Raw genomic sequence first — 24,259 nt, 5'->3', positions numbered from 1 at the left:
GCTATGCCTGGGTGATGGACTGGAAGATCGGGTTGAAGACCTGCTCCTGCTGGGTGGTCAGCGGGGTGTAGTTGTGCAGCTTGGCGTAGTCGGCCTCGGTGGGGAACATGAGCGGGCTGTCGATCATGTCCTCGAGGGCCTTCTTGTCCTTGCCCTTGGCCGTCTTGGCCTTCTCCCGCAGCAGGTCCTGCACGGCCGGGACCGGGGTGACGTACTGGATGAACTCGTCCAGCTCGGCGGCCACGGCCGGCTGGTAGAGGTAGTCCATGAGCATGAGCGCGTCCACCGGGTTGGCCGCGTTCTTGGGGATGAGCATGTTGTCGGTCCAGATCGTGCCGCCCTCCTCGGGCACCACGAACTTGACGGGCTCGCCGGCGAGCTGGCGCTGGAAGACGTCGCCCGACCAGGCCATGGTGAGCCAGACGTCACCCTTGGACACAGCGTCGATGTAGTTTTGATCGTAATATTTCCGGACAATTCCGGCGTCACGCTGCGCCTTGAGCTTCTCCCCGGCCTTCTTCCAGTCCGCCTCGGTCGACTTCTCCGGGGCGATGCCGAGCGCGAACATGCCGAAGTTCGCGATCTCCTGGGCGTCGGCCATCATGCCGACATGGCCCTTGTACTTGGGGTCGAACAGCGACTCGATGCTGGTGATGTCCTCGTCGACGTACTTGGTGTTGTACGCGATCCCGGTCACCCCCGACGTGTACGGCACCGTGTACTTGTTGCCGGGGTCGTAGGCCCGCTCCTTGTACTTCTGGCCGGCGTTGGCCTCGAAGTTCGGCAGCTGGGAGTGGTCGAGCGGCGTCACGTAGCCCAGCTCGATCATGTGCTGGAGCTGAACGCCGTTGGTCATGACGACGATGTCGTAGCCCAGCGACTGCCCCGCCCGCAGGACGGGGTCGGCCTTGCCGAAGAACTCGGCGTTCTCCTGGATGACCTCTTTGTACTCGTACGAGATGCCGGTGGCCTGCTTGAACTTCTCCAGCGGGGCCTTGTCCTCGGGCATGTACTCGGGCCAGTTGGCGAAGACGACCTTGCCGTGCTTGGTCTGCTTGGCCCAGAAATCCTTGACCGCGTCGGCCTTCGGGGGCGCGGCCTTCTGTCCTTGAACGCCGCAGGCGGCCAGCGCGAGCCCGGTGGCGGAGAACCCGGCGACGCGGAAGAAATCGCGACGGGAGCGGAGCATGGGGTGGTTCATGAGGTGCTATCGACTTCCAATCACATATGAGTGCTGCGCCTGCCACGACAGCCAGACGGAGTCCCCCCGCTCCGCGGTGGCCGAAGCGTCAAGAGCGTTCTGCTGGAACACCGTGATCTCGGCCCCGTCAGCGAGACTCACCGCGTAACTGTTGTAGGTCCCCAGGTAGACCACCTCGGCGACGGTGCCGCGCACGGCGCTCAGGCCCTGGCCGGGCTCCACCGTGTCGATGGTGATCTTCTCGGGCCGCACGGTCACCGTCACGTCGCCGTCGTGCCCCGGCACCAGCACGCGGCCGCCGCCGATCTTCAGCTCGCCGCCGCTCGCGGTGCCCGTGAGCAGGTTGGAGGTGCCGATGAAGCCGGCCACGAACGCGGTCGCGGGCCGCTCGTAGATCTCCCGCGGCCCGGCGAGCTGCTCGACCAGGCCGTCGTTCATGACAGCGATCCGGTCGCTCATGGTCAGCGCCTCGTTCTGGTCGTGGGTCACGTACACGAACGTGATGCCGACCTCGCGCTGGATGCGCTTGAGCTCGATCTGCATGGCCTGGCGCAGCTTGAGGTCGAGCGCGCCGAGCGGTTCGTCGAGCAGGAGCGCCCGCGGCCGGTTGACCAGCGCGCGGGCCAGCGCCACGCGCTGCTGCTGGCCGCCGGACATCTCGCGCGGGCGGCGCTTCTCCCTGCCGGCGAGGTCGACGATCTCCAGCATCTCGCCGACCCGCCGCTTGATCTCCTCCTGCGGCGTCTTGCGCTGTTTCAGCCCGAAGGCCACGTTGTCCCAGACGCTCATGTGCGGGAAGAGGGCGTAGGACTGGAAGACCATGTTGACGTCGCGCTTGTTGGGCGGGACGTCCGTGACGTCCTTGCCGTGCAGCCGCACCAGCCCCTTCGAGGGCGGTTCGAACCCCGCGATCATCCTCATGGTCGTGGTCTTGCCGCACCCGGACGGGCCGAGGAGGGAGAAGAACTCCCCCTCGGCGATGCCCAGCGTGACGCCCTTGACCGCCTGGACGACCTCGCCATGCGAGAGGTACTCCTTGACGACGTCCTCAAGCTCTATCGCATTCAGCTCAGTCATCCCAGCCGTCGTCCTATTCGCCGATGTAGTGCATGACGTGCTTGACCCGGGTGTAGTCGTGCAGGCCGAACACCGACAGGTCCTTGCCGTACCCGGAGTGCTTGAAGCCGCCGTGCGGCATCTCCGAGACGAACGGGATGTGCGTGTTGACCCAGACCACGCCGAAGTCGAGCCGGTTGGACATGCGCATGGCCCGGCCGTGGTCGGAGGTCCAGACCGAGCCGCTCAGGCCGTACTTGACGTCGTTGGCCTTGGCCAGCGCGTCGGCCTCGTCGGTGAACGTCTGGACGGTGATCACGGGGCCGAAGACCTCGTTCTGCACCATCTCGTCGTCCTGCTTGAGGCCGTCGACGATCGTCGGCGCGAAGAAGTAGCCCTTCTCGCCGACCCGGTGGCCGCCGGTGAGGACCTTGGCGTGCGCCGGGACCCGGTCGATGAAGCCCTGAACCCTGGCGAGCTGGTTCTCGTTGTTGAGCGGCCCGTAGAGCGCGTCCTCGTTGCCCAGGTCGCCGGTCACGGTGCCGGCGGCGGCCTCGGCGAGCGCGGCCACGAACTCGTCGTGCACGCTCTCGTGCACCAGCACGCGGCAGGCGGCGGTGCAGTCCTGGCCGGCGTTGTAGAGGCCGGCGGTGGCGATGTCGGAGGCGGCCTTGCGCAGGTCCTTGACGTCCTCGAACACCACGACCGGGGCCTTGCCGCCGAGCTCCAGGTGGACGCGCTTGAGATCGTCGGCGGCGCTCTTGGCGACCGACATGCCCGCGCCGACCGAGCCGGTGATGGCGACCATGGAGGCGGTGAGGTGGCTCACCACGAGGGCGCCGGTCTCGCGGTCGCCGGTGACGACGTTGAAGACGCCCGCGGGCAGCACCTCGCCGAGGATCTCGGCCAGCTTGAGCGTGGAGGCCGGGGTGGTGTCGGACGGCTTGAGCACGACCGTGTTGCCGGCCGCCAGGGCCGGGGCGATCTTCCAGACCGCCATCATCATCGGGTAGTTCCACGGCGTGACCTGGCCGATCACGCCGATCGGCTCGTGCCGGATGACGCTGGTGTGCTCGGCGAGGAACTCGCCGGCCGTGGGACCCTCCAGGGTGCGCGCCGCGCCCGCGAAGAAGCGGAAGTGGTCGGCGGCCACCGGGGTCTCGTCCTCGGCCATCCGGGCCCGCGGCTTGCCGGTGTTGAGGCACTCCGCCTCGTTGATCTCGTCGGCCCGCGCGTCGATGGCGTCGGCGACCTTGAGCAGGAGGTTGGCCCGCTCACCCGGCGTGGTCCTGCCCCACGACTCGAACGCGGCGGCAGCGGCGGCGAAGGCGGCATCGACGTCCTCCGGCCCGGAGACGGGGGCCTGTAGGTAGGCCTCGCCCGTGCACGGGTCGATGATGTCGGAGAACTTGCCGCTCTTGGCGTCCACGAACTCACCATTGATGAAGTTCTGCAGACGGATCATGCGCCCTCCAAATGGGTGGCTGAGATGCCGCGACTCTTACAGAGCAGGTGCATCTCGACAAGGGATTTCGTGGTGAAGATACCAAATTGCTACGAATTCGCTTGACAGGCCGCCAGGAACTGACAACATGTCGCACCAGGACGGCAACTCAGCGGGAACGCACCCGTAACGCCGGACCAGTAGGAGGATTCCGTCGATGACGACGCCGCCCCGCGTACGCCGCAACAACGCCAATGCCGGGCCGGTGGTGCTCGACGATCTGTCCAAGCAGATCATCGAGCAGCTCCAGACCGACGGGCGCATGCCGTACGCGGCGATCGGGAAAGCGGTGGGCCTGTCGGAGGCCGCCGTGCGCCAGCGCGTCCAGCGGCTGCAGGACGCGGGCGTCATGCAGATCGTCGCGGTCACCGACCCGCTGACGCTCGGATTCCCGCGGCAGGCCATGATCGGCATCAACTGCGAGGGCGACCTGGAGGCGGTGGCCGACGAGCTGGCGGCCATCGACGAGATCGACTACGTGGTCCTCACGGCCGGCTCCTTCGACGTGATCGTCGAGGTGGTCTGCGAGGGCGACGGGCACCTGCTGGAGATCCTCAGCAAGATCCGCGCCATCCCCGCCGTGCGGGCCACGGAGTCGTTCGTCTATCTCAAGCTGCGTAAGCAGACCTACTCCTGGGGCACTCGCTAGCCCACCGTCTCCACGATGGGCAGGATCGGCGTGTCGGCCGTGCGCACCAGGCGCGGGCCCTCGGGGCCGTAGACCTCGCGGGGCTCCGGGAACGCCGTCAGCAGCGCCAGATAGAGCACGCCCGCGACGGCCAGCCCCACCGGCAGCGAGATGTCCACTCCCCCGGCCAGGTTACCCAGGGGGCCGACGAACTGGCCCGGCAGGTTCACGAACAGCAGCGCGAGGCCCGCGGAGACGAGCCAGGCCGACAGCCCGCGCCAGTTCCAGCCGTGCGCGAACCAGTAGCGGCCGCCGCGCTGGCGCCGGTTGAAGACCTGCAGCGCCTCGGGGTCGTACCAGCCCCTGCGGGTCACGTAGCCGAGCATCATGATCACCATCCACGGCGCCGTGCACGTGATGATCAGCGTGGCGAACGTGGAGATGCTCTGGGTGAGGTTCGCGGCGAAGCGGCCGATGAAGATGAACACGATCGACAGCGTGCCGATGAACACCGTCGCCTGCACCCGGGAGAAGCGGGTGAAGACGCTGGAGAAGTCGAGCCCGGTGCCGTAGAGGGAGGTCGTTCCGGTGGACATGCCGCCGATCAGGGCGATCAGGCAGACCGGTACGAAGTACCAGCCGGGCGAGACGGCCAGCAGCCCGCCGACGTAGTTGGGGGCGGCCGGGTCCAGGTAGTCGGCGGCCTTGGTCGCGATGATCGAGGCCGTGGTCAGGCCGAACAGGAACGGCAGGATGGTGGCGAGCTGCGCCAGGAAGGCCGCGGCCATCACCCGGGACTTCGGCGTCGTGGCCGGGATGTACCTGGACCAGTCGCCCAGGAAGGCGCCGAACGACACCGGGTTCGACAGCACGATCAGCGCCGCGCCGATGAACGACGGCCAGAACAGCGGGTCGCCGGCCGGGAGCGTGCCCGGGTAGGACGGGTCGAAGTCCCCGGCGAAGGCGAAGGCCCCCAGGACGAACAGCAGCGACGCCGCCGCCACCGCGATCTTGTTGACGAACAGCATGAAGCGGAAGCCGTACACGCAGACGATGAGCACGAGGACGGCGAAGAGCGCGTACGCGACGCCGTACGACAGGTCGGTGTCGGGCAGCCCGGCCAGCCGGTGGGCGCCGCCGACCAGCGCGTCCCCCGACGACCACACCGAGATCGAGAAGAACGCGATCGCGGTCAGCAGCGACAGGAACGAGCCCACGATCCGGCCGTGCACGCCCAGGTGGGCGGAGGAGGAGACGGCGTTGTTGGTGCCGTTGAGCGGCCCGAACAGCGACAGCGGCGCCAGGATCAGCGCGCCGACCACCAGCCCGAGCACGGTGGCGGCCAGCCCCTGCCAGAACGACAGGCCGAACAGGATGGGGAAGGCGCCGAGCACGCAGGTGGCGAACGTGTTCGCGCCCCCGAACGCCAGCCGGAACAGGTCGATCGGGCGCGCGTTGCGGTCCGCGTCGGGGATGCGCTCGACCCCGTACGTCTCGATCTCGGTGAGGCTCATGCTTTCTCCTGCAACGCCAGCAGGCTGACGAGGTCGTAGGCCACGTGGGAGGCGGCGACCGAGGTGATCTCCGCATGGTCGTACGCCGGGGCCACCTCGACGACGTCGGCCCCGACCAGGTCGCACCCGGCCAGGCCGCGCAGGATCTCCAGCAGCTCACGGCTGGTGAGCCCGCCCGCCTCCGGCGTCCCCGTGCCCGGGGCGTGGGCCGGGTCCAGCACGTCGATGTCGACGGACACGTACAGGGGCCGGTCGCCGATGCGCTGCCGCAGCACGTCGATCACCTCGTCGAGGCCGCGCCGCAGCACGTCGGCCGCCGTCAGGATGCCGAACCCGAGCCGCCGGTCGTCCTCGAGGTCCTTCTTGCCGTACAGCGGGCCCCTGATCCCGACGTGGCTGACGGCCTCGGTGTCCAGCAGGCCCTCCTCCACCGCCCGGCGGAACGGGGTGCCGTGCGTGTACTCGGCGCCGAAGTAGGTGTCCCAGGTGTCCAGGTGCGCGTCGAAGTGCAGCAGCGCCACCGGGCCGTGCTTCCTGGCCACGGACCGCAGCAGCGGCAGCGCGATCGTGTGGTCGCCGCCGATCGCGACGAGCTTGGCGTCGATCGAGTCCGCCGCGCCCTCGATGCTCTCGATGGCCGCCCCGATGTCGAACGGATTGGCCGCGATGTCACCGGCGTCGACCACCTGCACCCGCTCGAACGGCGAGACGTCCAGCCCCGGATGGTACGGCCGCAGCAGCCGGGAGGCCTCCCTGACCGCGGCCGGGCCGAACCTGGCGCCGGGCCGGTAGGACACGCCGGTGTCGAACGGCACGCCCACGACGGCCACGTCCGCCCGCTCGACCTGGTCGAGCCTGGGCAGGCGGGCGAAGGTGGCGAGCCCGGCGAAGCGCGGGACCTGGGAGGAGTCGACAGGGCCAAGGTTCATGCGGCCCAGTGTTCGTCATGCCTCTGACCTGCGGCAATTGTAGGGCCAACGAAGTCACGCGGTGTGTGTTGTGGCTGTCCACAAGCAGGCCGTCACCCGGGTTTGGCGCTGGCCGAAACCCGAGCCGTATTCACCGGCATTTCATTCGGGCAAAGCGCCGTCGTATGATCTCGGCAGCAGCCTAGGAGGGACTCTCTATGGGGGAACCGGCTCACGCGGTTGGCACCGGGCTTGCGGAGCTGACTGACATGACGCTGCTCCAACTGACCGAACTCGACGACGCCACCCTCGACGGGCTGGTGAGCAGGATCCTCGGGCGAAGAGGGCCGTGGGATCGACTGTGGCAGGAGGATGCCAACAACGGTGCCGTCCCGTGCGATGGCTGACGGAGTGTTCGGCCGCTGAGACGTACGAGATCTGCCACCGCCTGGTCGACGACGACCTCACCTCCGAGTTGCTGACCCGGCTCCGGGAGATCCAGCTCCACAGGAACCAGCTGCTCCTGGAGGCCGTGCGGCGGCAGGTGCGCGGGACGGACGCCGATGCCGCCTTCCGCGCGCTGGCCGAGCTGCAGGAGAGCGATCCGCGCCTCATGGCGGAGCTGCTGGTGCTCCCCCAGGTGGGCTGCTGGGCGGTCGACTGCCTGCGGCGACTGCGCGACGGCGAGGATCCGGACCTCGGCTATCTCGTCTCCTTCAGCGCCGGCGCGGCGCTGCGGGCCGGGCGGCGGCCGCCGCTGCGCCCCGGCGCGTTCGTCCCGGGGCTCGGCACGTTCGCGGAGTCCGGTCTCGTCCCGATCCCGTCCCTGCACGCACGGGCGAACGGGCTGGGGCTGGCGGTCCAGCTCGACGCGGTCGACCCGTACCTGGCGGGCTTCGGCAGGCGGGGCGAGGCGGACCCGGTGTGGTGGCAGCGCGAGCTCGGCCACGCCTGGCAGGTGCTGTGCGAGCGGCATCACCACGCCGCCGGGACGATCGCGGCGGTCTTCACCACGCTGGTGCCGCTGGAGGGCCGTGGCCGGGTGCGGCCCGCCAGCGCGACGTCCGGCTGGGCGTACGGGGCGATCGCGCTCTCGCCGCCGCCCGACCCGGTCGCGTTCGCGGAGAGCCTGGTCCACGAGGTGTGGCACCTGGTGCTCGGCGCGGTCGAGGACGTGGTCGAGCTGACCGGCCCCGACGACGGGCGTCGCTGGTACGCGCCCTGGCGCTCCGACCCGCGACCGCTCGGCCCGCTGCTGCAGGGCTGCTTCGCGAACTTCGCGATCACCGCGTTCTGGCGCGCCGAACGGCACGCGAGCCCGGGCGACGAACGGCACGCGAGCCCGGCCGTCGAGCGGGCGGAGGCGGAGTTCGCCTACCGCCGGGCCATCACGTTCGAGGCGCTGACCCGCGCGAGCGGCTCGGGGAGCCTGACCGGGCCGGGCGAGGTGCTCGTGAACGGGCTGCTGGACCGGCTCCGCGAGTGGCTGCGCGAGCCGGTGCCCGCCCCGGCCGAGCGGCGGGCGGCCGACCTCCGGGCCCGGCACCGTGCGCGCTGGCTGAGCGCCAATCCCGGGTTTTCGATCTAGGCCGTCAGTCGTTCATGGGCTCGATGCCCAGGTTGACCCGGCCGTACTGGGCGGCCAGCCGGGCGTGCGGGTGGTCGGGCATGATCGAGCGCTGGTAGCCGTCGAGCATCCGCTCCCGCAGGCTCTGGGCGCCGTCCTTGTCTCCGTCGGCATTGCGGTCGAGGGACAGGTTGGCCATGGCGGCCAGGGTGTTGGGGTGGTCGGCGCCGCGCGTCGTGAGGCTGCGCTCCAGCACCGTCTCGCCCAGCCTCCGGGCCTGCCCCACCTCGCCCAGTGCGGCCAGATCGCTGGCGAGATTGTGCATGGCGATCAGGGTGTTGGGGTGGGTGTCGCCCAGGAGGGCCTTCATCCCTTCGACCGCCCGCTCGCTCAGCCGGCGGGCGCCGCCCGGATTGTTCCTGACCCGCAGCACGATGGCCAGGTTGTTGTAGGCCGCCAGCGTGTTGGGGTGGTCGGGGCCGGCCACCTTCTCCAGGCTCAGCACCGTCTCCTCGCCCAGCCGCTGGGCGCCGGCCAGGTCTTCGGTGAGCCGGTAGTCGTTGATGAGGTTGGTGGCCGACTGCAGCGTCTGGCGGTGCTCCGCGCCGAGGGTCGACTTGTGCCGCTCCCAGGCCTTCACGCCCTGGACGAAGGCGTCCTCGTAGAGGCCGACCCGGTTGAGTGCCACGCTGAAGTCGATGGCGACCAGGAGGCGGAACTGGTTCCACGGCTGGTTCTTGCGGTCGATGGCGTTGCTGATCCGCCGGATCAGGTCGAGGGACTCCTCGTAGCGCCCCAGCCCGCGCAGGTCGCGGGAGCGGCCGAACTGCGAGCTCAGCGTCGCGTGCTCGACCGGGCCGAAGATGCGCTGCCGCTCGGCCAGCGTCTCGTCGTCGTAGCGCAGGGCCTCCTCGAAGCGGCCCAGGCAGCGCAGGCTCACCGCCACGTTGCTGCGGATCCGCAGCGTGTCGGGGTGGTCGGGCCGCAGCTGCTGCTCGAAGAGCGGCAGCAGCCGCAGGTCGTTGTCCAGCGCGTCGGCGTAGCGGCCGAGCAGCCGCAGCCCGACGTCGTGCACGCGGGCGCAGCTCAGGTAGACGGCGTCCAGCTCGCCGAAGTTGTCGCGCAGCCGCTGGAGGGTGTCGGCGTGCAGGCGCAGGCTCTCCTCCCACTGGCCGGCCGTGCGCAGCGCGTTGCCGACCTGGACCGCCAGGGCCAGGGTCTGCTTGTCGTCCTGCCCGAACCGCTGCCGCCACAGCTCCAGCGTCGGCAGGCCGATCCGCAGGCTCTCCTGGTGGCCGCCGCGGCGGTAGAGCTGCTCGACCTGGTTGATGATCAGCTTGCGGACCAGGCGATCGCCGGACTCGACCGCCCGCGAGGGCACCAGGTGCTGCAGGGAGCGCTGGTAGATCTGCTCGCTGTCCTCGCGGTCGACCGCCCCGGGATCGGAGGCGGCCAGCAGGAGGTGGGCGGCCTCCTGGAAGCGGGCCGCGGCCTCCGGGTCCTCGCGCACCATGCGGTCCCTGGTGACGGCCTGTACGACGCGGTGCAGCTGCACGACGTTGCGCACGCCGTCGAGCTTGAGCATGGAGTAGCGGCCCAGCTCCCTGGCCGCCCTGCGGAACTCGGTCACGCCGCTCAGCACCCGGTCCAGCGGCGGCGGCAGCTTGGAGGCCACGGCCGGCTGCACCAGCAGCTCCTCGGCGATCGGCTCGGCGGAGAGGCTGGCCAGCAGCTTGAACAGCGCGTCGGCCTCCGGCGAGATCTTGCTGCGCGAGACGCTCCAGGTCGTGGCCACGGTCTGCGGGTATTTGATGTCGACCGAGCTGGCCAGCAGCGCGTGCGCGTTGTCGCGGAACAGCTCCAGGTATTCGGAGATGCTGGTGCCGGTCTCGTTGAGGTACGCGGCGGCGTGCTCGGCGGCCAGCGGGAGGTTTCCGAGCTGGTTGGCCAGCTCCTTCGCGTCGGCCTCGGCTTCCACGGAGCCGGACCTACCCGGGTCGGCCAGGGCGGTCACCCGCCTATGAAAGAACTTGACCGTTTCGTCGGGAAGGAACTCCCCTACCTCGATCCCGTCGAGGTCCATCGCCCGCCGCCAGTGGCGGTCGCGCGTGGTGATGATGACGTGGCCGCCGCCGCTGGGCAGGTAGTGCTGGACCGCGTTGGCGCTCTCGACGTTGTCGTAGATCAGCAGCCATCGCTCGTAGAGCTCGCGATTGGCGAGGGCGGACAGGACCAGCTTGGCGGAGTAGTCGCGATCGTCGGGGCGGAAGCCGTCGAGGGACATCTTGCGGCCCAGCCCGATCAGCGAGTTGACGATGGTCTCCTCCTGCTCGGCCCTGATCCACCAGACGAGGTCGTATTCCTCCGCGTGGCGATGCGCGTACTCGGCGGCGATCTCGGTCTTGCCGATGCCGCCCATGCCGTAGACCGGCTGGGGCGGCTGGCCGACCAGCGCGGTCGAGTGCTGCGCCAGCCGGCTGTGGAGCTCGGCGAGCTCGCGCTCGCGACCGGTGAAACAGCGGTTGCGGAACGGGATCTCCCGCCCCCAGAGGGTGGGGCGGCGCTCCTGCCGCGCGACGTCCTCCATCACGATCACCGCCACTGGTCGTTATTCGACTATCGCCACCGATCCTAATGCGATATCTGCCCGTCGCAGGTCGTGTCCGCACCCAGCGGAAAGAGCGCTTTCCCCCTGAAGCGGACAGCCCTTAATGGCTATTTGCCCCGTCACATATAGCGCCCTTTGCCGGGATTACTAACATATATTGGGTTATGTCGGGAGATGGCACGGCGCCACTATGCGGCCATTCTCGGCTATTGACTGCGGCGGCCCTTTCATGGACCCTCTGAAGGGTTCCGCACCTCGCCGCCATGACCCGGAAGGCGGTGACGCGTGCACGCCGGTGGCATCGACCGCGACAACGAGGCCGCCTGGGATCTGCTGATCGGGGATCTCAACAATGGTGACTGCATCCCCTTTCTCGGCGCGGGAGCCAGCGCGGAGCGGCTCCCGCTCGGTGGTCAGCTCGCCACGAAATGGGCCAACAAGATCAACTATCCGTACGCGGATTCCGACAACCTGGCACGCGTGATGCAATACGCGACCACGATGGTCTATCGTGACGCAACCAGGACGAAACGCGAATTCCTGAGGGCCGAGTTCGCCAACGCGACCCCGCCCGACAGGACAGATCAATTCCCGGTGCACGCCGTGCTGGCCCGCTACCCTCTCCCCCTGTACATCACCACGAACTACGACGACTTCATGTTCCTGGCGCTGCAGCAGGCGAGAAAACAGCCCATTTGGGACTTGTGTCCGTGGTATGCGATGTCCTCCGACGACTGGACCGGGAGCCCTTTTCGTGAACCAGCCTTCACCCCGTGCGTGGAGCGGCCACTCGTGTTCCATCTGCACGGCCACCACCAGGAGCCGCACTCGATCGTGCTCATCGAGGACGACTACCTCGACTTCCTGGTCAGGCTGGCCCAGGACGGGAGGCACACCAGCGCGTCGTCCGCTGCCCCGCGCGGCGGGCACCCGATGACGCTGCTGCCCTTCCCGGTCCGCACCGCGCTGCGGACGAAGGCGCTGCTGTTCATCGGCTACGGCCTGCGCGACTGGACGTTCCACGTCATGTTCCGGACCCTGCTGCACGGCCTGCCGGGCACCATGCGCAGGGAGCACACGAGCATCCAGCTCAACCCGGACGACCACTCCGCCGAGGAGCGCCAATACCTCGAGCGCTACTTCCAGGCCCAGAGCATCCGCATCCTGTGGGAGACCCCGCGCTCGCTCAACGACAAGCTTGCCGCCGGACTCCGGGGGACGCCATGACCAGCAATCCCACCGAGCCGTACGTCGGCCCGCGCCCCTTCCGCCGCACCGAGTCGGCCCTGTTCCACGGCAGGTCGCAGGAGGCCCGCCACCTGCGGGACGCCTGGCTGGCCGAGCGGGTGGTGGTGCTCCACGGCCCCGCCGCCGTCGGCAAGACGTCCCTCCTGCACGCCGGGGTCCTCCCGCTGCTCGACGACGAGCCGCGCACGCTGACGCTGCCCGTCGGGCGGCTGATCCACCAGCCCACCTGGCCGCTCGCGCACGCGTCCGGGCCGGGCGGCTACCGCTTCACCCTGATCAGCAGCTGGACGCCCGCCCGCCAGACCCCCGACCCCGAGCAGTCGGTCAGCTCGGCGCTGGAGAGCATCCTCGCCGGCGCCGCCCCGCACCGGGTGCTGGCCGCGATCGACCACATGGAGGAGCTGTTCACGGCCTTCCCCGCCCGGCTGCCCGAGCGCGACCGCCTCATCGGCGAGCTGGCCCAGGCCCTGCGGGACCTGCCGCTCAACCTGCTGCTCCTGGTGCGCGACGACCAGCTCGCCACGCTGAGCGGCTACGAGGGACTGCTGAGCCCGCAGCCGTTCGCCTATGTGCGCCTCGACGGTCTGGGGCAGGCGTCGGCGGTGGCCGCGGTGACCGGGCCGGCCTCCCACAGCGGCCGCCGCTACGCGCCCGGCGTGGCCGAGCAGCTGGTCGAGCGGCTGCGCAAGACGACCTACACCGACCGGCTGGGCGAGAGCGTCGAGATCGTCAGCGAGCAAGTCTCGCCCTTCGAGCTGCAGATCGCGTGCGCGGCGCTCTGGTCGGGCCTGGGCGGCTCCACCGACACGATCACCGCGGAGCTGCTCGCCCAGCTCGGCGACCTCACCGGGATCCTCGCCGCCTACTTCGACCGCGCGGTACGCGACGTCAGCCTGGAGACCGGCGTGCCCGAGCCGGAGCTGCGCGCCTGGATCGAGACGACCTTCATCACCGAGCGGGGCACGCGCGGCACCGCCTACCGCGGCCTGACGCAGACCGCCGACATGCCCAACGCCGTGGTGGACGCCCTGGTGGCCAGGCACATCCTCACCGAGGAGCAGCGCGCCAGGAGCCTGTGGTACCAGCTCGGCCAGGAACGCCTGGTCGAGGCCATCCGCACCGCCCACCACGCCGCGCCCGCCCGCGACCGGCCGCAGGAGCACACGCCCGCCGACTTCCGCGCGGCCGCCGAGGCCGCGCTCGGTGAGGGCAACTTCATCTCGGCCCGGCGCTTCGCCGACGTGGCGGCCAGCCGCTCCTTGGAGCAGGGCGACGAGCGGCAGTTCGCCAACCTGCTGGCGTTCAAGGCGGAGGTCGCCAGGGTCGAGGGCGACCTGGAGGCCGCCAGGGAGACGCTGACCGCGGCGCGCTCGCAGTTCGAGAGCCAGCAGGACGCCCTGGCCACCGTGCGGGTCCTGACGGCGCTCGCCGAGGTCTGCCTGTCGATGGGCAGCCCGGACGAGGCGGTGGACCTGGGCCGGCAGGCGGTGGCCAGGATGCCGGGAGACGTGGCGGCCCGCACGCTGCTGGCCCACGCGCTGTGGCGGGCCGGCTCGCCCGCGGACGCGGAAGCCGCCTACAACGACGCGCTCGACCTGGACCGCAACGCCGCCCGGGCGCTCTACGGCCGGGGCCAGGTCCGGATCGCGCTGCGCGACTTCCGCGGCGCGCTGGCGGACCTGGACCGGGCGCTGGCGCTCGGCCTGCCCCGCTCGGAGGAGGACCTGGCCAGGCAGGCACGCGAGCAGGCGCTGGAGCGGCTCGGCGGCTGACCGGAGAGCCGAGCACGCGACGGAGCGACCGGGCGGCTATCCGGAGAGCTGGACCGTCGCGATCTCCCACGGCTTCAGCGCCAGGCGGAGCACGCCGTCGGCGACCGGGAGCCGATCGCCGGGGCGGCCGCGCAGGTCGGCGTGGCGGGCCTGGGTGAAGGCGCCCTCGATGACGGCCTCCGTGGCGACCGGCGTGAGGGCCACGACCCTGAGCTCTCGCCGGTCGTCACGCATCCGCAGCGAGGTCATCACCACGCCGTCGCCCGTCACCGACAGCCCGGGCGCGGGATCGGGCAGCGCCGAAGCGCGCTCGCCCTGCCCCGGGACCACGAGCAGGTCGTGGCGGAAGGTCTCGGCCTGCGGCACGACCTCCTGCCAGGACCGCGCGTACGGCATCAGCGCCAGGCTCACCGAGCGGATCCCGCGCGACTGGGCGGCCGGGGTCGGCAGCTGCGGCCCGGCCGGCTCGGGGCGCAGGGCGTTGCGGTTGCGGGACAGGTAGGCGACCGAGCGCAGGAGCGTCAGGGCCAGCTCGCCGTCCGCCACCTCGTACTCCGTCACGTGCTCCAGCAGCGCCGCCACGCCTCCGGCCGCCACCCACGAGGAGGCGGGGAAGGTGGGCAGCGGGGTCTCGCCGCAGCCGCCCTCCGAGGTGAGCCCGCGGGTGACCACCGCGAACTGGCCCTCGGCGTGCGACTCCGTCGCCGGGGCGGGCAGCGGCACGTGCAGGCGAACCCGGTGATCATCACACCGGTTGTCGAACTCGACGCGCAGGCGTACGTACGGCTCGCCGGCCCGCAGCTCGACGCGGGTGGTGACGACGATCTCCTCGGTCCGCGGGGCGCGCGAGGGCGCGGGCAGCTCGGGCGCGCCGTCGATCCCGTCGCCCGATGCCGGCCACCGGTACGTACGGCGCACGTCCACCGCCGCCACCAGCGGACCCGAGCAGGCCAGCTCCGTCTCGACGGCCGACGGCTCCGACACGAGCAGGTCGCCGGCCGGGGGCGCGTGGTTGTAGGTGTCGCCGACGTCGCCGCCGTCCACGATGCGCCCGGCTCCCGTGACCGTCGTGCCGTCGGCGCCCACCAGGGTCAGCGTGCCGTCGCCGGCGATCGTGACCCGCAGCAGGCCGTTGTCCAGCACCTCCTCGTCGCCGCGCACCGGAGCCGGCCGGCCCGCCCCGGCGGATGCCCCCCGCACCTGCTCGTGGGGCACCGGCCGGATGCTCGTGTGGCCCAGCGGCGGGACCTCCACCAGGGCGGCGACCGTGCGCCTGGGCTCGGCGAGTATGCGCACCCGCCGCACGCCGCCGGTCGCCGCGCGCAGGTCGTCCAGGTCGAACACGGCCGACGTCTCCCGCGCCACCGTGAACGTCAGCGTCTCGCCCTCCACCGACCACGCCGTGATGTGCTGCCCGTACAGCTCGGTGCCGTGGACGAAGGTCAGCGCCGTGGCGGCGTCCATCTCCTCGTCCAGCAGCAGCGTGGGCGCGTACTCCAGCGGCTGCACCGGCACCGGCGCGCCCGAGGGGTCCACCAGCGGGTCGGTGCCGGCCACGTCCACGACCACGACGCCCCTGCGCGCGGCGGGCGTCGGGTTGACGAGGAGCACCCCGTCGGACGGCACCGACCCGGCCAGCCGGGCGGTCACCATGTCGCGTACGGCCTGACCGAGATGCTCGGCCTCGGCGATGCGCGCGGCCACCTGCTGGGCGGTGTCGTCCACGCCGCAGCCGGTCACCGAGTCGTGGCCGCTGGCGTCGACCAGCCGCCACCACGCCATGTCGAGGAAGCGGCCCGGCCACTCGGCGCCCCAGAGGGCGGCCAGCGGCTCGGCGTAGCGCTCGACCATCCGCTCGGCGCGGCCCATGGCCTGCTTGACGTGGGCCCGGACCGAGATGACGCCGGGCAGGATGTTGGCGCGGGCGTGGGAGCGCAGCTCGCCTTCGACGCGCGGCAGCCCGTCCACCTCACCGGAATACTTCCCGATATATCCGGACAAGGTGTCCATCCGGCCGCCGATCGCCGCCACCATCTCCGGCAGCCCGCGCACCGGCGCCGAGTGGTCCGTGCCGTACATGGCCAGCAGCGCGCCCTCGGGCCCGTGCCACTCCCGCATGGTCGTGACGAACGCCGCCGCCCGCTCGGTCAGCCCCGCGGAGTCCGAGAACAGGTGCGCCCCGTTCCCGTAGCCGCCCGCGGGCAGGTACTGGGTGCGCAGCGCCGTACCGTCCGGCGCGACCCAGGCGAAGGCGTCCGTGGTCACCGAGGACGGCACGCCGCGGTAGACGCAGGCGTGCAGCAGCCCGGCCTTGCGCAGGATCTGCGGCATCTGCGCCGTGTGCCCGAACATGTCGGGCAGGTACCCCACCGGCATCGCCCCGCCGAGCTTGTCGGCCCGGCTCATGCCCAGTTCGAGGTTGCGCACGATGTTCTCGCCCGAGCACAGGAACTCGTCGAGCAGGATCTGCCACGGCCCCACCGCCAGCCGCCCCGACTCGACGAGCGCGGCGATGCGGTCGCGGTTCTCCGGCCGCACCTCCAGATAGTCGTCCACGCAGGCCAGCTGGCCGTCGAGGGTGAAGTGGTAGGCGGGCTCGCGTTCCATGGTGTCGAGCACCTCGTCGAGCAGCGCGACCAGCCGCAGCCGGAAACGCTGGAACGGCTCGTACCACTCCCGGTCCCAGTGCGTGTGCGGTACGACGACGATCTCTTCACTCACGCGGCCTCCCCTCCGATGGGCAGTTCATGCTGTACGGCGTAACGAGCGGCGATCCGCTGGGCGGTCACGATGTCCTCCAGCCCGCCGCCCGCGTCGGTGAGGGGCGGCTTGCCATCGTTCACGAAAGCATGAAAGGCGGCCAGCTGTACTTCGAACGCCTCGGTCACGTCGCGGTACTCGGTGCGGCTCTCGGCGCCGGAGACCACGGTGAGCGTGGTGGGCGCGTTCATCAGGTAGGGCGAGGGGAAGACCAGCTCCAGCGAGCCCTTGTCGTGGTGGATGGCCACGGTCTCGCGGTAGGCCGGGTAGTCCTCCAGGTAGTGCCAGCGGATGGAGAACCGGCCCCGGGCGGGCAGGGGCCCGGTGATCTCGATGGACCCCGGCGCGGGCCCCCACGCCTCAACGTACGAAATTTCAGCAGGTGACCCAGTAAAGCGCCTCAAGAGCGACAAATCGTGGCATATCGAGCCCAAGGCCACCCCGTACAGCGCCCGTACCTGCTCCGGCGCCGACTCCCCCAGCGCCCGCGAGACCAGGTCGCGCTCGGCGGCCCGCAGCGAGTCGAGCAGCCCCGGGTCCACGTCCCGCGCCTGCGTCAGGTTCGCGAACGCCAGCTGCGACTCCCCGCTCGGGTGCAGCACGGTCACCTCGACCGACCTGATCGCCTCCGGGCCGCCCAGCTCGGCCAGCAGCTCCTCGGCCCGGCGCACGGCCGGGTCGTACTGCTTCATGTAGCCCACCATCAGCCGCCCCTCGGGGAGGGTGGCCGCCTCGGCCCTGGTCAGCGCCAGCGGCTTCTCGCACAGCACGGCGTACCCGCCGGCCAGCGCCCGGCCGACCGTCTCCCCGTGGGAGCCCGAGGCGAGGACGAGCACGGCCTCGAAGCCCCCGGCCGAGAGCAGCTCGGCCACCGTCGTGAAGCGCCCGGCGGCGCCCAGCCGGTCACCCACCGCGTCGGCGAGCGTCCGCGACAGGTCGCAGACCGCGACCACCTCGAACAGGTCGCGCCGCCTCGACAGCAGCGGCACGTAGACCGCCTGCGTGACGGCGCCGCATCCCACCAGCGCGATCCTCACAGTCCCAAGTCCTCCAGCCTGCGGCGGTTGGCCGCCTGGTCGGCGATGTTCTGGGCGACGGTGCGGCGGCCGGGCAGGGTGTCCTGCTCGATGACGACCCAGCCCGCGTAGTCGATCTCGCCGAGGACGCGCACCACGGCGGGCAGGTCCAGCTCGCCCTCCCCGAGCGGGGCGAACCCGCCGCGTCCCATGAGCTCGCGCAGGTCCACGCCGTCGGCCAGGGCCTGGGCGAGGATCTTGGTGTCGCCGTCCTTGATGTGCACGTGACCGACCCGGTCCGACCAGTCGCGCAGCGCGCTCACCGGCTCGCCCCCGGCCAGCAGCAGGTGGCCGGTGTCGAGGCAGAGCTGCACGTCGGTCAGCTCCAGCAGCCGCTCGACGTCGTCGGGGGTCTCGACGTAGGTGCCGAGGTGGTGGTGGAACGCGGGCTCCAGCCCGCGCTCGCGGCACCGGTCGGTCGCGTCCTGCACCCGGGCCGCGTACCCCGCCCACTCGGAGGCCGCCAGTCCTGGAACGCTCCCACCCGGGCGCGCGAACCGCTCCGGCGATCCCGAGCAGGCCAGCGTGGGCCGCGGCCCGAACCCCTCGGGCGCCGGGGGCGCGGCGGCGAACACGTCGAGCGCGGCCTCCAGCGCGGGCAGCCCGGACTCGTAGGCCGCCGCTTCGCTGTAGGGCAGGTCCACCCAGCCACCCGCGAGCAGCAGCCCGTTCCCGGCCAGCCGGTCGGCGAGCCCGGATCCGGTGCCCAGGTAGCCGATCGGCCCGGAGTCGATGCCCTCGTACCCGGCCTCGGACAGCGCCCGGACCATCTCGTCGGCACTGAGCGGCGGCGGCTCCGTGGCCAGCTCGAACACGCCGAAGCTCACGGGCGCGTTGGCGACTTTCACTCGCATAGTGCGATCACCTCGTTCTCGTAAGTTTCCAGGCGGTGGCGTCCGTCGATGGCCCGCAGCAGCGCGCGCTCCCCGCGTACGACCTGGCGGGTGCCGTCGGGGCGGACCAGGACCAGGCCGTCGGCGTCCAGGGCGAGCAGCTCGTCGCCCATCCTGAGCAGCAGCGGCCCGTCGGGGCCGGTCGAGACGGCGGTGCGCCCGGCGCGTACGCCGTCCAGCACCGTGCTCGTGTCCTCGGCCAGCACCCACGTCGTCGGCGCGCCGGGCAGGCCGTCGGAGCCATCGCGGTGGAAGTCGCTGCCGCCGATCGCGATCACGTCGTCGCGCCAGGCGTCGGCCCAGGCCAGCGGCGCGCCCCAGCGGCGGTCCCACCAGCCGGAGCTCCAGACCTCGGCGACCCGGGGGCGCCGCGTGATGGGCAGCAGCCAGGCGCAGTCGCCGCCGAGCGGGTGGTTGATCGAGATCAGCCCGCCCGCGCGTTCGGCGTGCTCGGCCCAGGAGTCGGCCGGCTGCCGGAAGTCCACCCAGCCGACCTCGCCGAACACGTTCGCGTGGCCCCGGTCCGTGGTGACCTCCTGGCCCGGGATGAGCGTGATCCCCCGGTCGATCTCGCCCAGCCGGGGGTGGTGGCTGACGGTGTTGTGGTCGGTGACGGCCAGGAAGTCGAGCCCGCGCCCGTGGGCCAGCTCGGCCAGCTCGGCGATGGTCAGGCCGCCGTCGCTGTGCAGGGTGTGGGCGTGGAAGTCGCCCGCGAACCACCGCAGGCCGTCGACGGAGGGCACGTCCCGCCGGGGCGGGCGCTCCCCGTGCGGCGGCTCCTCGGCCACCGGCTCGGCGGGGGCGACGGCCGAGGTGGTGATCTCCAGCGAGTAGTCCAGGCCCTGCGGCGGGATGCGGTGCAGCCGCAGCCACACGTGCCACGTGCCCGCCTCCGGCTCGCCCGGCAGGTAGCCGGGCGTCGCCCAGTCCGGGGCGATCGTGTACTCGTCGCGCGCGCCGCCGGACCAGCCGCGGAAGCCGCCGGGCGCGCCGCAGCCGAGGTCGATCACGCCCTGCGACCGGTCGTACGCCAGCCGCACGGTCACGGCCGCGGTCCCCGGGGGCACCTCGAAGGGCACCTCGCGCAGGATCCGCTCCAGCCGGTCGTCCAGACTCCAGTGGCCTCTCAAACGAGCTCCCCGTCCCGGTAGACGAGGGCACGGTCGCGCCGGGGCGCCGCGTAGCCGTCGTCGCCGATCCCGGGCTCGCTCCCCTCGGGCACGACGGCCTGCACGGTCACGTCGTTGACGTCGAGGGTCACCAGGTGGGACGCGCCGAGGTTCTCCACGATGGCCACCTTGCCGCCCAGCGCGCCCTCGCCGGGCTCGGGCGAGTAGGCCAGGTATTCGGGTCGCACGCCGTACACGATCTTCTCCCCGTCGGACAGCCGCCCCTCGGCCGAGGCCGGGACCGCCACCTTGCACCCTGCCACCTCCAGCGTGTCACCTCGTACGACGCCGTCCAGCAGGTTCATGGGTGTCGAGCCGATGAATCCGGCCACGAACGTGTTCGCGGGCCGTTGGAAGACCTCGGCCGGCGTGCCGATCTGCCGGATGTGCCCGGCTTCCATGACCGCCATCCGGTCGGCCATGGCCAGCGCCTCCGCCTGGTCGTGGGTGACGAAGACGGTGGTGACGCCCAGCTCGCGCTGGAGCTTCTTCAGGAACGTACGCGCCTCCAGCCGCAGCCGGGCGTCCAGGTTGGACAGCGGCTCGTCGAACAGGAACGCCTGCGCCTGCGTGGCCATCACCCTGGCCAGCGCCACCCGCTGCTGCTGCCCGCCCGAGAGCTGGCCCGGCCGCCGGTCCATGAGCTGTTCGAGCCCGAGCCGCGCCCCCACCTCGGCGGCCTTGTCGCGGCGGGCGCCCTTGGCGACCTTCTTGATGCGCAGCGGGTAGGCGATGTTGTCCGTGACGTCCATGTGCGGGAAGAGCGCGTAGTCCTGGAAGACCATGGCGACGTCCCGGGCGCCGGGCTGCACGCCCGTCACGTCCCGCTCGCCGATGACCACGGCCCCGCCGGTGGCGGTCTCCAGGCCGGCGATCGTGCGCAGCAGCGTGGTCTTGCCGCAGCCGGAGGGGCCGAGCAGGGCGAAGAACTCGCCGTCGGGGATGACCAGATCGAGCGAGTCGAGCGCCTTCACCCCGCCGGGATAGACCTTGGTCAGCCCGCGTAGTTCGATTCCGGCCATTAACGCTTGATCCCTCCGTGGAAGCGGAAGCCGTACTTCTTGCTGACGAACAGGTACATGAGCACCACGGGGACCGAGTACAGCAGGCCGAAGGTGGACAACATGCTGAGGTTGGCCTGGCCGCCCTCGGTGTAGAGGGTGTACGTGATCACCGCCGCCGGCTGCTTCTCGACGTCGCTCAGCAGCAGGTACGGCATGAGGAAGTTCCCCCACACGTTGGCCACCGCCCAGACCCCGACCGTCGCCAGGCCGGGCCGCACCAGGGGCACGACCACGTGCCGCACGATCTGCAGCGGCGTGGCCCCGAAGACCCGCGCCGACTCCTCGTACGACTTCGGCGTGGAGTCCATGAAGTCCTTGAGCATGAAGATCGCCGCCGGCAGCAGCCCGCCGGTCAGGATGAGGATCAGCCCGAGCTGCGAGTCGATGAGGTTGAGTTCCACCGCGAGCTGGAACAGCGGCACCATGGCCGCCGTCCCCGTGATGATCGACGACAGCAGCAGCAACGCGTAGAGCAGCGCGTCCCGGCCGGGCAGCCGCACCCGGCTCAGCGCGTACGCGGCCAGCGACGCCAGGACCACCACCAGCACGGCCGTGCCCACGGACAGCACCAGGGAGTTGTAGAGGGACGGCAGCGCGTACGGATGCTCGGCCACCGCCCTGAAGTTGTCCAGGGTGAAGTCGGGGACCTTGACCTCGTAGGTCGGGTCGGAGGTGAAGGGCGCCGTCACCAGCCACAGCAGCGGGATCGTGAAGAAGGCCAGCAGCACCGCGATCAGCGTGTAGAAGCCGATCCGGCCCAGCACGAAACGGGTCATTTCCTACTCCGGAGCAGCCGCAGGTAGAACACGGCCACGACCAGGTTGATCAGCAGAATGATCGCGGAGACCGCGGCGCCGTAACCCAGCTCGCCGCTCTGCAGCGCGACCTTGTACACGTGCACGGCCAGCACCTCGGACTTGCCGTCGGGGCCGCCCGCGGTCAGCAGGAACGGGGTGAAGTCGTTGAACGTCCACAGGCTGATCAGCAGCAGGTTGGTGAGGATGTGTCCTCTGATGTGTGGGAACACCACGTCTCTGAGCTGCTGCCAGCCGGAGGCCCCGGCCAGGCGGGCGCTCTCCAGGTGCGAGGGCGGCACGTTCCCGAGCGCGGCGCCGTACAGCATCATCGAGAACGCGGTGCCGCGCCAGATGTTGAACACGATGATCGAGAGCATGGGGTGGTCGAGCAGCCAGGCGAAGCCCTCGATGCCGAGCAGCGCGTTGAGCGTGCCGCTGTCGCGGTCGAGCAGCGCCACCCACAGGAACGACACGATCGCGCCGGGCAGGATCCAGGCCAGGATGACCAGGCCCTCGACCAGCCGCTTCAGCGGCCCGCGCCGGTCGCGCAGCAGCCAGGCGATGGTGAAGCCGAGCCCGACCTGCCCGATGACCGCCGAGCCCAGCACGAACTCGACGGTCAGCCAGGTGGAGCTCCAGAACGTGGGGTTGGCGGCCGCGTCAAGGAGGTTGGCGAGCCCCACGAACTGGGGCTCCGCGGCGGCGGCGCCGGTCAGGCGGTAGTTCGTGAGGGCGAGGTAGAGCACCCAGAGCGCGGGGAAGACCAGGAACGCGGCGATGAGCAGCAGGGCGGGGGCCGCGAAGACCCCGGCCCGCAGCCGGCCCAGGCCCGCCGCGTCCGAGCTGTAGCGGCCCGGCGCGGCGGCCTCGGTGGTTTCGCCGGCCTCAGGAGGCGATGTTGCCAGGGCCACCGACGATTCCTTCGAGCTTCTTCTGGTAGTCGGCCGCCGCCTGGTCGGGAGCCGTGCCGCCGACCACCGCGGCCGTGGCCTCCTGCAGCGCCACCGACACCTGCGGGTAGACGGCCACCGGCGGCCGGTAGGCCGTCAGCGGCAGCACCTTCTCCGAGATGTAGGTCAGCAGCGGCTCACCGGCGAGGATCTCCTTGTTGACGTCGGTGCGGGGCGTGATGCGGACGTTGCCGCCCTTGGTCTCCTCCTTGAGCCCCTCCGGCGAGAGCGTGAAGGCCGCCAGCTCGAAGGCCTCCTTGGGGTGCTTGCTGTTGGGGTTGACCGTACGCAGCGCGCCGCCCGACATGCTGACGAAGTCCTGGCCGCGGATGCCCTTGCCGGGCTCCATCGCGGGGATCATGGCGTAGCCGACGACCTGGTCGCGGTCGGCCATCTTGGCCACGCCGGTCGCGGGGTTGACGACGCCGCGCCAGAAGTAGTCGCCCTCCATGAGGATGCCGATCTTGCCCGCGGCGAACTGCTGGAACGACTTGTCGCGGCCCTTGGCCTCCTGCTGGAGCTTGGGGTCGCCGAGGCCGCCGCCGTAGATCTTCTGGTAGAGGCCGAGCGCGTCCTTCAGCGGCTGTGTGGCGCCCGCCCACTTGCCGTCCTTCTGCACCTCGCCGCCCGCGCCCGCGAGCAGCGGCAGCACGCCCTGCATGGAGGTGGCCTCGCCCATCGCCGTGCCTGCGTTGATCTGGATCGGCACGGGCACGCCGGAGGACTTCAGCTTCGTCCCGGCGTCGAGGATCTCCTGCCAGCTCTTCGGCTGCCAGTCGGCCGGCAGCCCGGCCTTCTGGAAGAGCGTCTTGTTGAAGTAGAGCACCCGGCCGTCGGTGCCGACGGGCAGCGCGTACTTCTTGCCGTTGAACGTGGCCAGGCCCTGCACGGCCTCGGGGATCTGCGACCAGCCGTCCCAGTTGTCGGCGTCGGTGCCGACCAGGTCCGCCAGCGGCTTGATGTAGCCGGCCTCGGCGAACTCGCCGGCCCAGATGCCGTCGATGTCGATCACGTCGGCGCCCTTGCCTGATTTGAGGTCGAGGGAGAGCTTGGTCTTGTACTGCTCGTCGTCGACGCCGCTGGGGACGAACTTGACCTTGACGTTCTTGCCCTTCGCCTTCTGCGCCGCCTCGAACTTGGGGATCACCCAGTTGGCGATGAAGTTCGCGCCGGCCGCGTTCTTGCCGCCCGCGATGGCGTTCTGGGTGATCGTCAGCTCGATGGCGTCGCCGCCTCCGCCGCCGGACGACTGGCCGCAGGCCGCGAGCCCCAGCCCGGCCGCGGCGATGACCGCGACCACACCCATCGACCGTTTCCGCAATGCCATGCAAACCCTCCGACAGGTCCGTAAGGAGGTAACGCCATGGGCCAATATGTCATGACATCCATATGACGTAAAGGCTTGGCCAAATTTACGGAGAGTGCTCACACGCTGTGTTTTTGCTCAACGGGCCGGGAGCTAACCGTCCGGCGCGGCGTGTTGTGAGTCACGGAGGGGTTTGAGTAGAGGGACATTAGGTTACATAGCGGACATCCGTATGTCA

The 24,259-nt window shown here is 70.7% G+C and carries 19 protein-coding genes; 5 read left to right on the top strand and 14 right to left on the bottom strand.

Features of this window, described 5'->3' with window-relative positions; genetic code table 11:
- Window position 1: 1 nt before the first annotated feature.
- From HD596_RS24160 to HD596_RS24150, 3 genes are read right to left on the bottom strand one after another with little or no spacing between them, the layout of a single operon-like run.
- Window positions 2–1,189: an ABC transporter substrate-binding protein gene (locus tag HD596_RS24160; protein WP_246554764.1), complete on the bottom strand. Its 1,188-nt coding sequence runs from the start codon at window positions 1,187–1,189 to the stop codon at window positions 2–4.
- 18 nt (window positions 1,190–1,207) lie between these two features.
- Entirely contained in the window at window positions 1,208–2,278 is a 1,071-nt protein-coding gene (locus tag HD596_RS24155) for an ABC transporter ATP-binding protein (RefSeq protein ID WP_185071605.1), read from the bottom strand.
- 13 nt (window positions 2,279–2,291) lie between these two features.
- On the bottom strand, window positions 2,292–3,722 hold the full coding sequence (locus HD596_RS24150) for a gamma-aminobutyraldehyde dehydrogenase (protein WP_185071604.1): 1,431 nt from the start codon (window positions 3,720–3,722) through the stop codon (window positions 2,292–2,294).
- 196 nt (window positions 3,723–3,918) lie between these two features.
- Between HD596_RS24150 and HD596_RS24145 the strand changes: the two genes are divergently transcribed.
- Window positions 3,919–4,410, top strand: coding sequence for an Lrp/AsnC family transcriptional regulator (locus HD596_RS24145; RefSeq protein WP_185071603.1), 492 nt, complete (start codon window positions 3,919–3,921; stop codon window positions 4,408–4,410).
- On the opposite strand, the gene HD596_RS24140 is transcribed toward HD596_RS24145, so the two are convergent.
- Window positions 4,407–5,903 carry a purine-cytosine permease family protein gene (locus tag HD596_RS24140; RefSeq protein ID WP_185071602.1) on the bottom strand — a complete coding sequence of 499 codons (1,497 nt, stop codon included), beginning with the start codon at window positions 5,901–5,903 and terminating at the stop codon, window positions 4,407–4,409. The two genes, HD596_RS24145 and HD596_RS24140, sit on opposite strands and share 4 nt — an antisense overlap.
- The gene (gene speB, locus HD596_RS24135; RefSeq protein WP_185071601.1) at window positions 5,900–6,832 is read right to left on the bottom strand and encodes an agmatinase; all 933 of its coding nucleotides are present in this window, start codon (window positions 6,830–6,832) and stop codon (window positions 5,900–5,902) included. The genes HD596_RS24140 and speB overlap by 4 nt, the downstream gene beginning before the upstream one ends.
- 248 nt (window positions 6,833–7,080) lie before the next feature.
- On the opposite strand from speB, the gene HD596_RS24130 reads away from it, so the two are divergent.
- Window positions 7,081–7,218, top strand: a complete 138-nt coding sequence (locus tag HD596_RS24130) for a hypothetical protein (protein ID WP_185071600.1) — start codon at window positions 7,081–7,083, stop codon at window positions 7,216–7,218.
- Window positions 7,206–8,399, top strand: coding sequence for an aKG-HExxH-type peptide beta-hydroxylase (locus tag HD596_RS24125; protein WP_185071599.1), 1,194 nt, complete (start codon window positions 7,206–7,208; stop codon window positions 8,397–8,399). The genes HD596_RS24130 and HD596_RS24125 overlap by 13 nt, the downstream gene beginning before the upstream one ends.
- 4 nt (window positions 8,400–8,403) lie before the next feature.
- Here HD596_RS24125 and fxsT read toward each other — a convergent pair whose 3' ends face one another.
- Complete coding sequence (fxsT, locus tag HD596_RS24120) at window positions 8,404–10,980, bottom strand: FxSxx-COOH system tetratricopeptide repeat protein (RefSeq protein ID WP_185071598.1); 2,577 nt, start codon at window positions 10,978–10,980, stop codon at window positions 8,404–8,406.
- Between the two features lie 291 nt (window positions 10,981–11,271).
- Here fxsT and HD596_RS62005 point away from each other — a divergent pair, with 291 nt between their 5' ends.
- Together HD596_RS62005 and HD596_RS24110 are read left to right on the top strand one after the other, a co-directional pair.
- Window positions 11,272–12,213, top strand: a complete 942-nt coding sequence (locus tag HD596_RS62005; RefSeq protein WP_185071597.1) for an SIR2 family NAD-dependent protein deacylase — start codon at window positions 11,272–11,274, stop codon at window positions 12,211–12,213.
- On the top strand, window positions 12,210–14,006 hold the full coding sequence (locus HD596_RS24110) for a tetratricopeptide repeat protein (protein ID WP_185071596.1): 1,797 nt from the start codon (window positions 12,210–12,212) through the stop codon (window positions 14,004–14,006). Before HD596_RS62005 ends, HD596_RS24110 begins: the two co-directional genes overlap by 4 nt.
- Window positions 14,007–14,042: 36 nt before the next feature.
- Here the strand turns inward: HD596_RS24110 and HD596_RS64870 are convergent, their stop codons facing one another.
- The 8 genes from HD596_RS64870 to HD596_RS24070 are packed head-to-tail and all read right to left on the bottom strand — an operon-like array spanning window position 14,043 to window position 24,042.
- Complete coding sequence (locus HD596_RS64870) at window positions 14,043–16,727, bottom strand: glycoside hydrolase family 38 N-terminal domain-containing protein (RefSeq protein ID WP_185071595.1); 2,685 nt, start codon at window positions 16,725–16,727, stop codon at window positions 14,043–14,045.
- Complete coding sequence (locus HD596_RS24100) at window positions 16,724–17,803, bottom strand: Gfo/Idh/MocA family protein (protein WP_185071594.1); 1,080 nt, start codon at window positions 17,801–17,803, stop codon at window positions 16,724–16,726. The genes HD596_RS64870 and HD596_RS24100 overlap by 4 nt, the downstream gene beginning before the upstream one ends.
- On the bottom strand, window positions 17,800–18,696 hold the full coding sequence (locus HD596_RS24095; protein WP_221519487.1) for a TIM barrel protein: 897 nt from the start codon (window positions 18,694–18,696) through the stop codon (window positions 17,800–17,802). The genes HD596_RS24100 and HD596_RS24095 overlap by 4 nt, the downstream gene beginning before the upstream one ends.
- The gene (locus HD596_RS24090; RefSeq protein ID WP_185071593.1) at window positions 18,687–19,865 is read right to left on the bottom strand and encodes a CehA/McbA family metallohydrolase; all 1,179 of its coding nucleotides are present in this window, start codon (window positions 19,863–19,865) and stop codon (window positions 18,687–18,689) included. Before HD596_RS24090 ends, HD596_RS24095 begins: the two co-directional genes overlap by 10 nt.
- Complete coding sequence (locus HD596_RS24085; protein ID WP_185071592.1) at window positions 19,862–20,926, bottom strand: ABC transporter ATP-binding protein; 1,065 nt, start codon at window positions 20,924–20,926, stop codon at window positions 19,862–19,864. Before HD596_RS24085 ends, HD596_RS24090 begins: the two co-directional genes overlap by 4 nt.
- A complete protein-coding gene (locus tag HD596_RS24080) occupies window positions 20,926–21,744 on the bottom strand; it encodes a carbohydrate ABC transporter permease (protein WP_185071591.1) in 819 nt (272 codons plus the stop codon). Before HD596_RS24080 ends, HD596_RS24085 begins: the two co-directional genes overlap by 1 nt.
- Entirely contained in the window at window positions 21,741–22,676 is a 936-nt protein-coding gene (locus HD596_RS24075; protein ID WP_313044667.1) for a carbohydrate ABC transporter permease, read from the bottom strand. Before HD596_RS24075 ends, HD596_RS24080 begins: the two co-directional genes overlap by 4 nt.
- Window positions 22,651–24,042 carry an extracellular solute-binding protein gene (locus tag HD596_RS24070; RefSeq protein ID WP_246554763.1) on the bottom strand — a complete coding sequence of 464 codons (1,392 nt, stop codon included), beginning with the start codon at window positions 24,040–24,042 and terminating at the stop codon, window positions 22,651–22,653. Before HD596_RS24070 ends, HD596_RS24075 begins: the two co-directional genes overlap by 26 nt.
- Window positions 24,043–24,259 lie beyond the last annotated feature (217 nt).

The sequence above is a fragment of the Nonomuraea jabiensis genome, from assembly GCF_014204795.1.
GTDB classification, from domain to species: Bacteria; Actinomycetota; Actinomycetes; order Streptosporangiales; family Streptosporangiaceae; genus Nonomuraea; species Nonomuraea jabiensis.
This window is presented reverse-complemented; position numbering and strand designations above follow the sequence as displayed.

Bases quoted from the DNA above. Each gene is read 5' to 3' on its own strand.
- HD596_RS24160 (WP_246554764.1), bottom strand. From the start codon at position 1,189: ATGCTCCGCTCCCGTCGCGATTTCTTCCGCGTCGCCGGGTTCTCCGCC.
- HD596_RS24155 (WP_185071605.1), bottom strand. From the start codon at position 2,278: ATGACTGAGCTGAATGCGATAGAGCTTGAGGACGTCGTCAAGGAGTAC.
- HD596_RS24150 (WP_185071604.1), bottom strand. From the start codon at position 3,722: ATGATCCGTCTGCAGAACTTCATCAATGGTGAGTTCGTGGACGCCAAG.
- HD596_RS24145 (WP_185071603.1), top strand. From the start codon at position 3,919: ATGACGACGCCGCCCCGCGTACGCCGCAACAACGCCAATGCCGGGCCG.
- HD596_RS24140 (WP_185071602.1), bottom strand. From the start codon at position 5,903: ATGAGCCTCACCGAGATCGAGACGTACGGGGTCGAGCGCATCCCCGAC.
- speB (WP_185071601.1), bottom strand. From the start codon at position 6,832: ATGAACCTTGGCCCTGTCGACTCCTCCCAGGTCCCGCGCTTCGCCGGG.
- HD596_RS24130 (WP_185071600.1), top strand. From the start codon at position 7,081: ATGACGCTGCTCCAACTGACCGAACTCGACGACGCCACCCTCGACGGG.
- HD596_RS24110 (WP_185071596.1), top strand. From the start codon at position 12,210: ATGACCAGCAATCCCACCGAGCCGTACGTCGGCCCGCGCCCCTTCCGC.
- HD596_RS24095 (WP_221519487.1), bottom strand. From the start codon at position 18,696: ATGCGAGTGAAAGTCGCCAACGCGCCCGTGAGCTTCGGCGTGTTCGAG.
- HD596_RS24085 (WP_185071592.1), bottom strand. From the start codon at position 20,926: ATGGCCGGAATCGAACTACGCGGGCTGACCAAGGTCTATCCCGGCGGG.
- HD596_RS24080 (WP_185071591.1), bottom strand. From the start codon at position 21,744: ATGACCCGTTTCGTGCTGGGCCGGATCGGCTTCTACACGCTGATCGCG.
- HD596_RS24070 (WP_246554763.1), bottom strand. From the start codon at position 24,042: ATGGCATTGCGGAAACGGTCGATGGGTGTGGTCGCGGTCATCGCCGCG.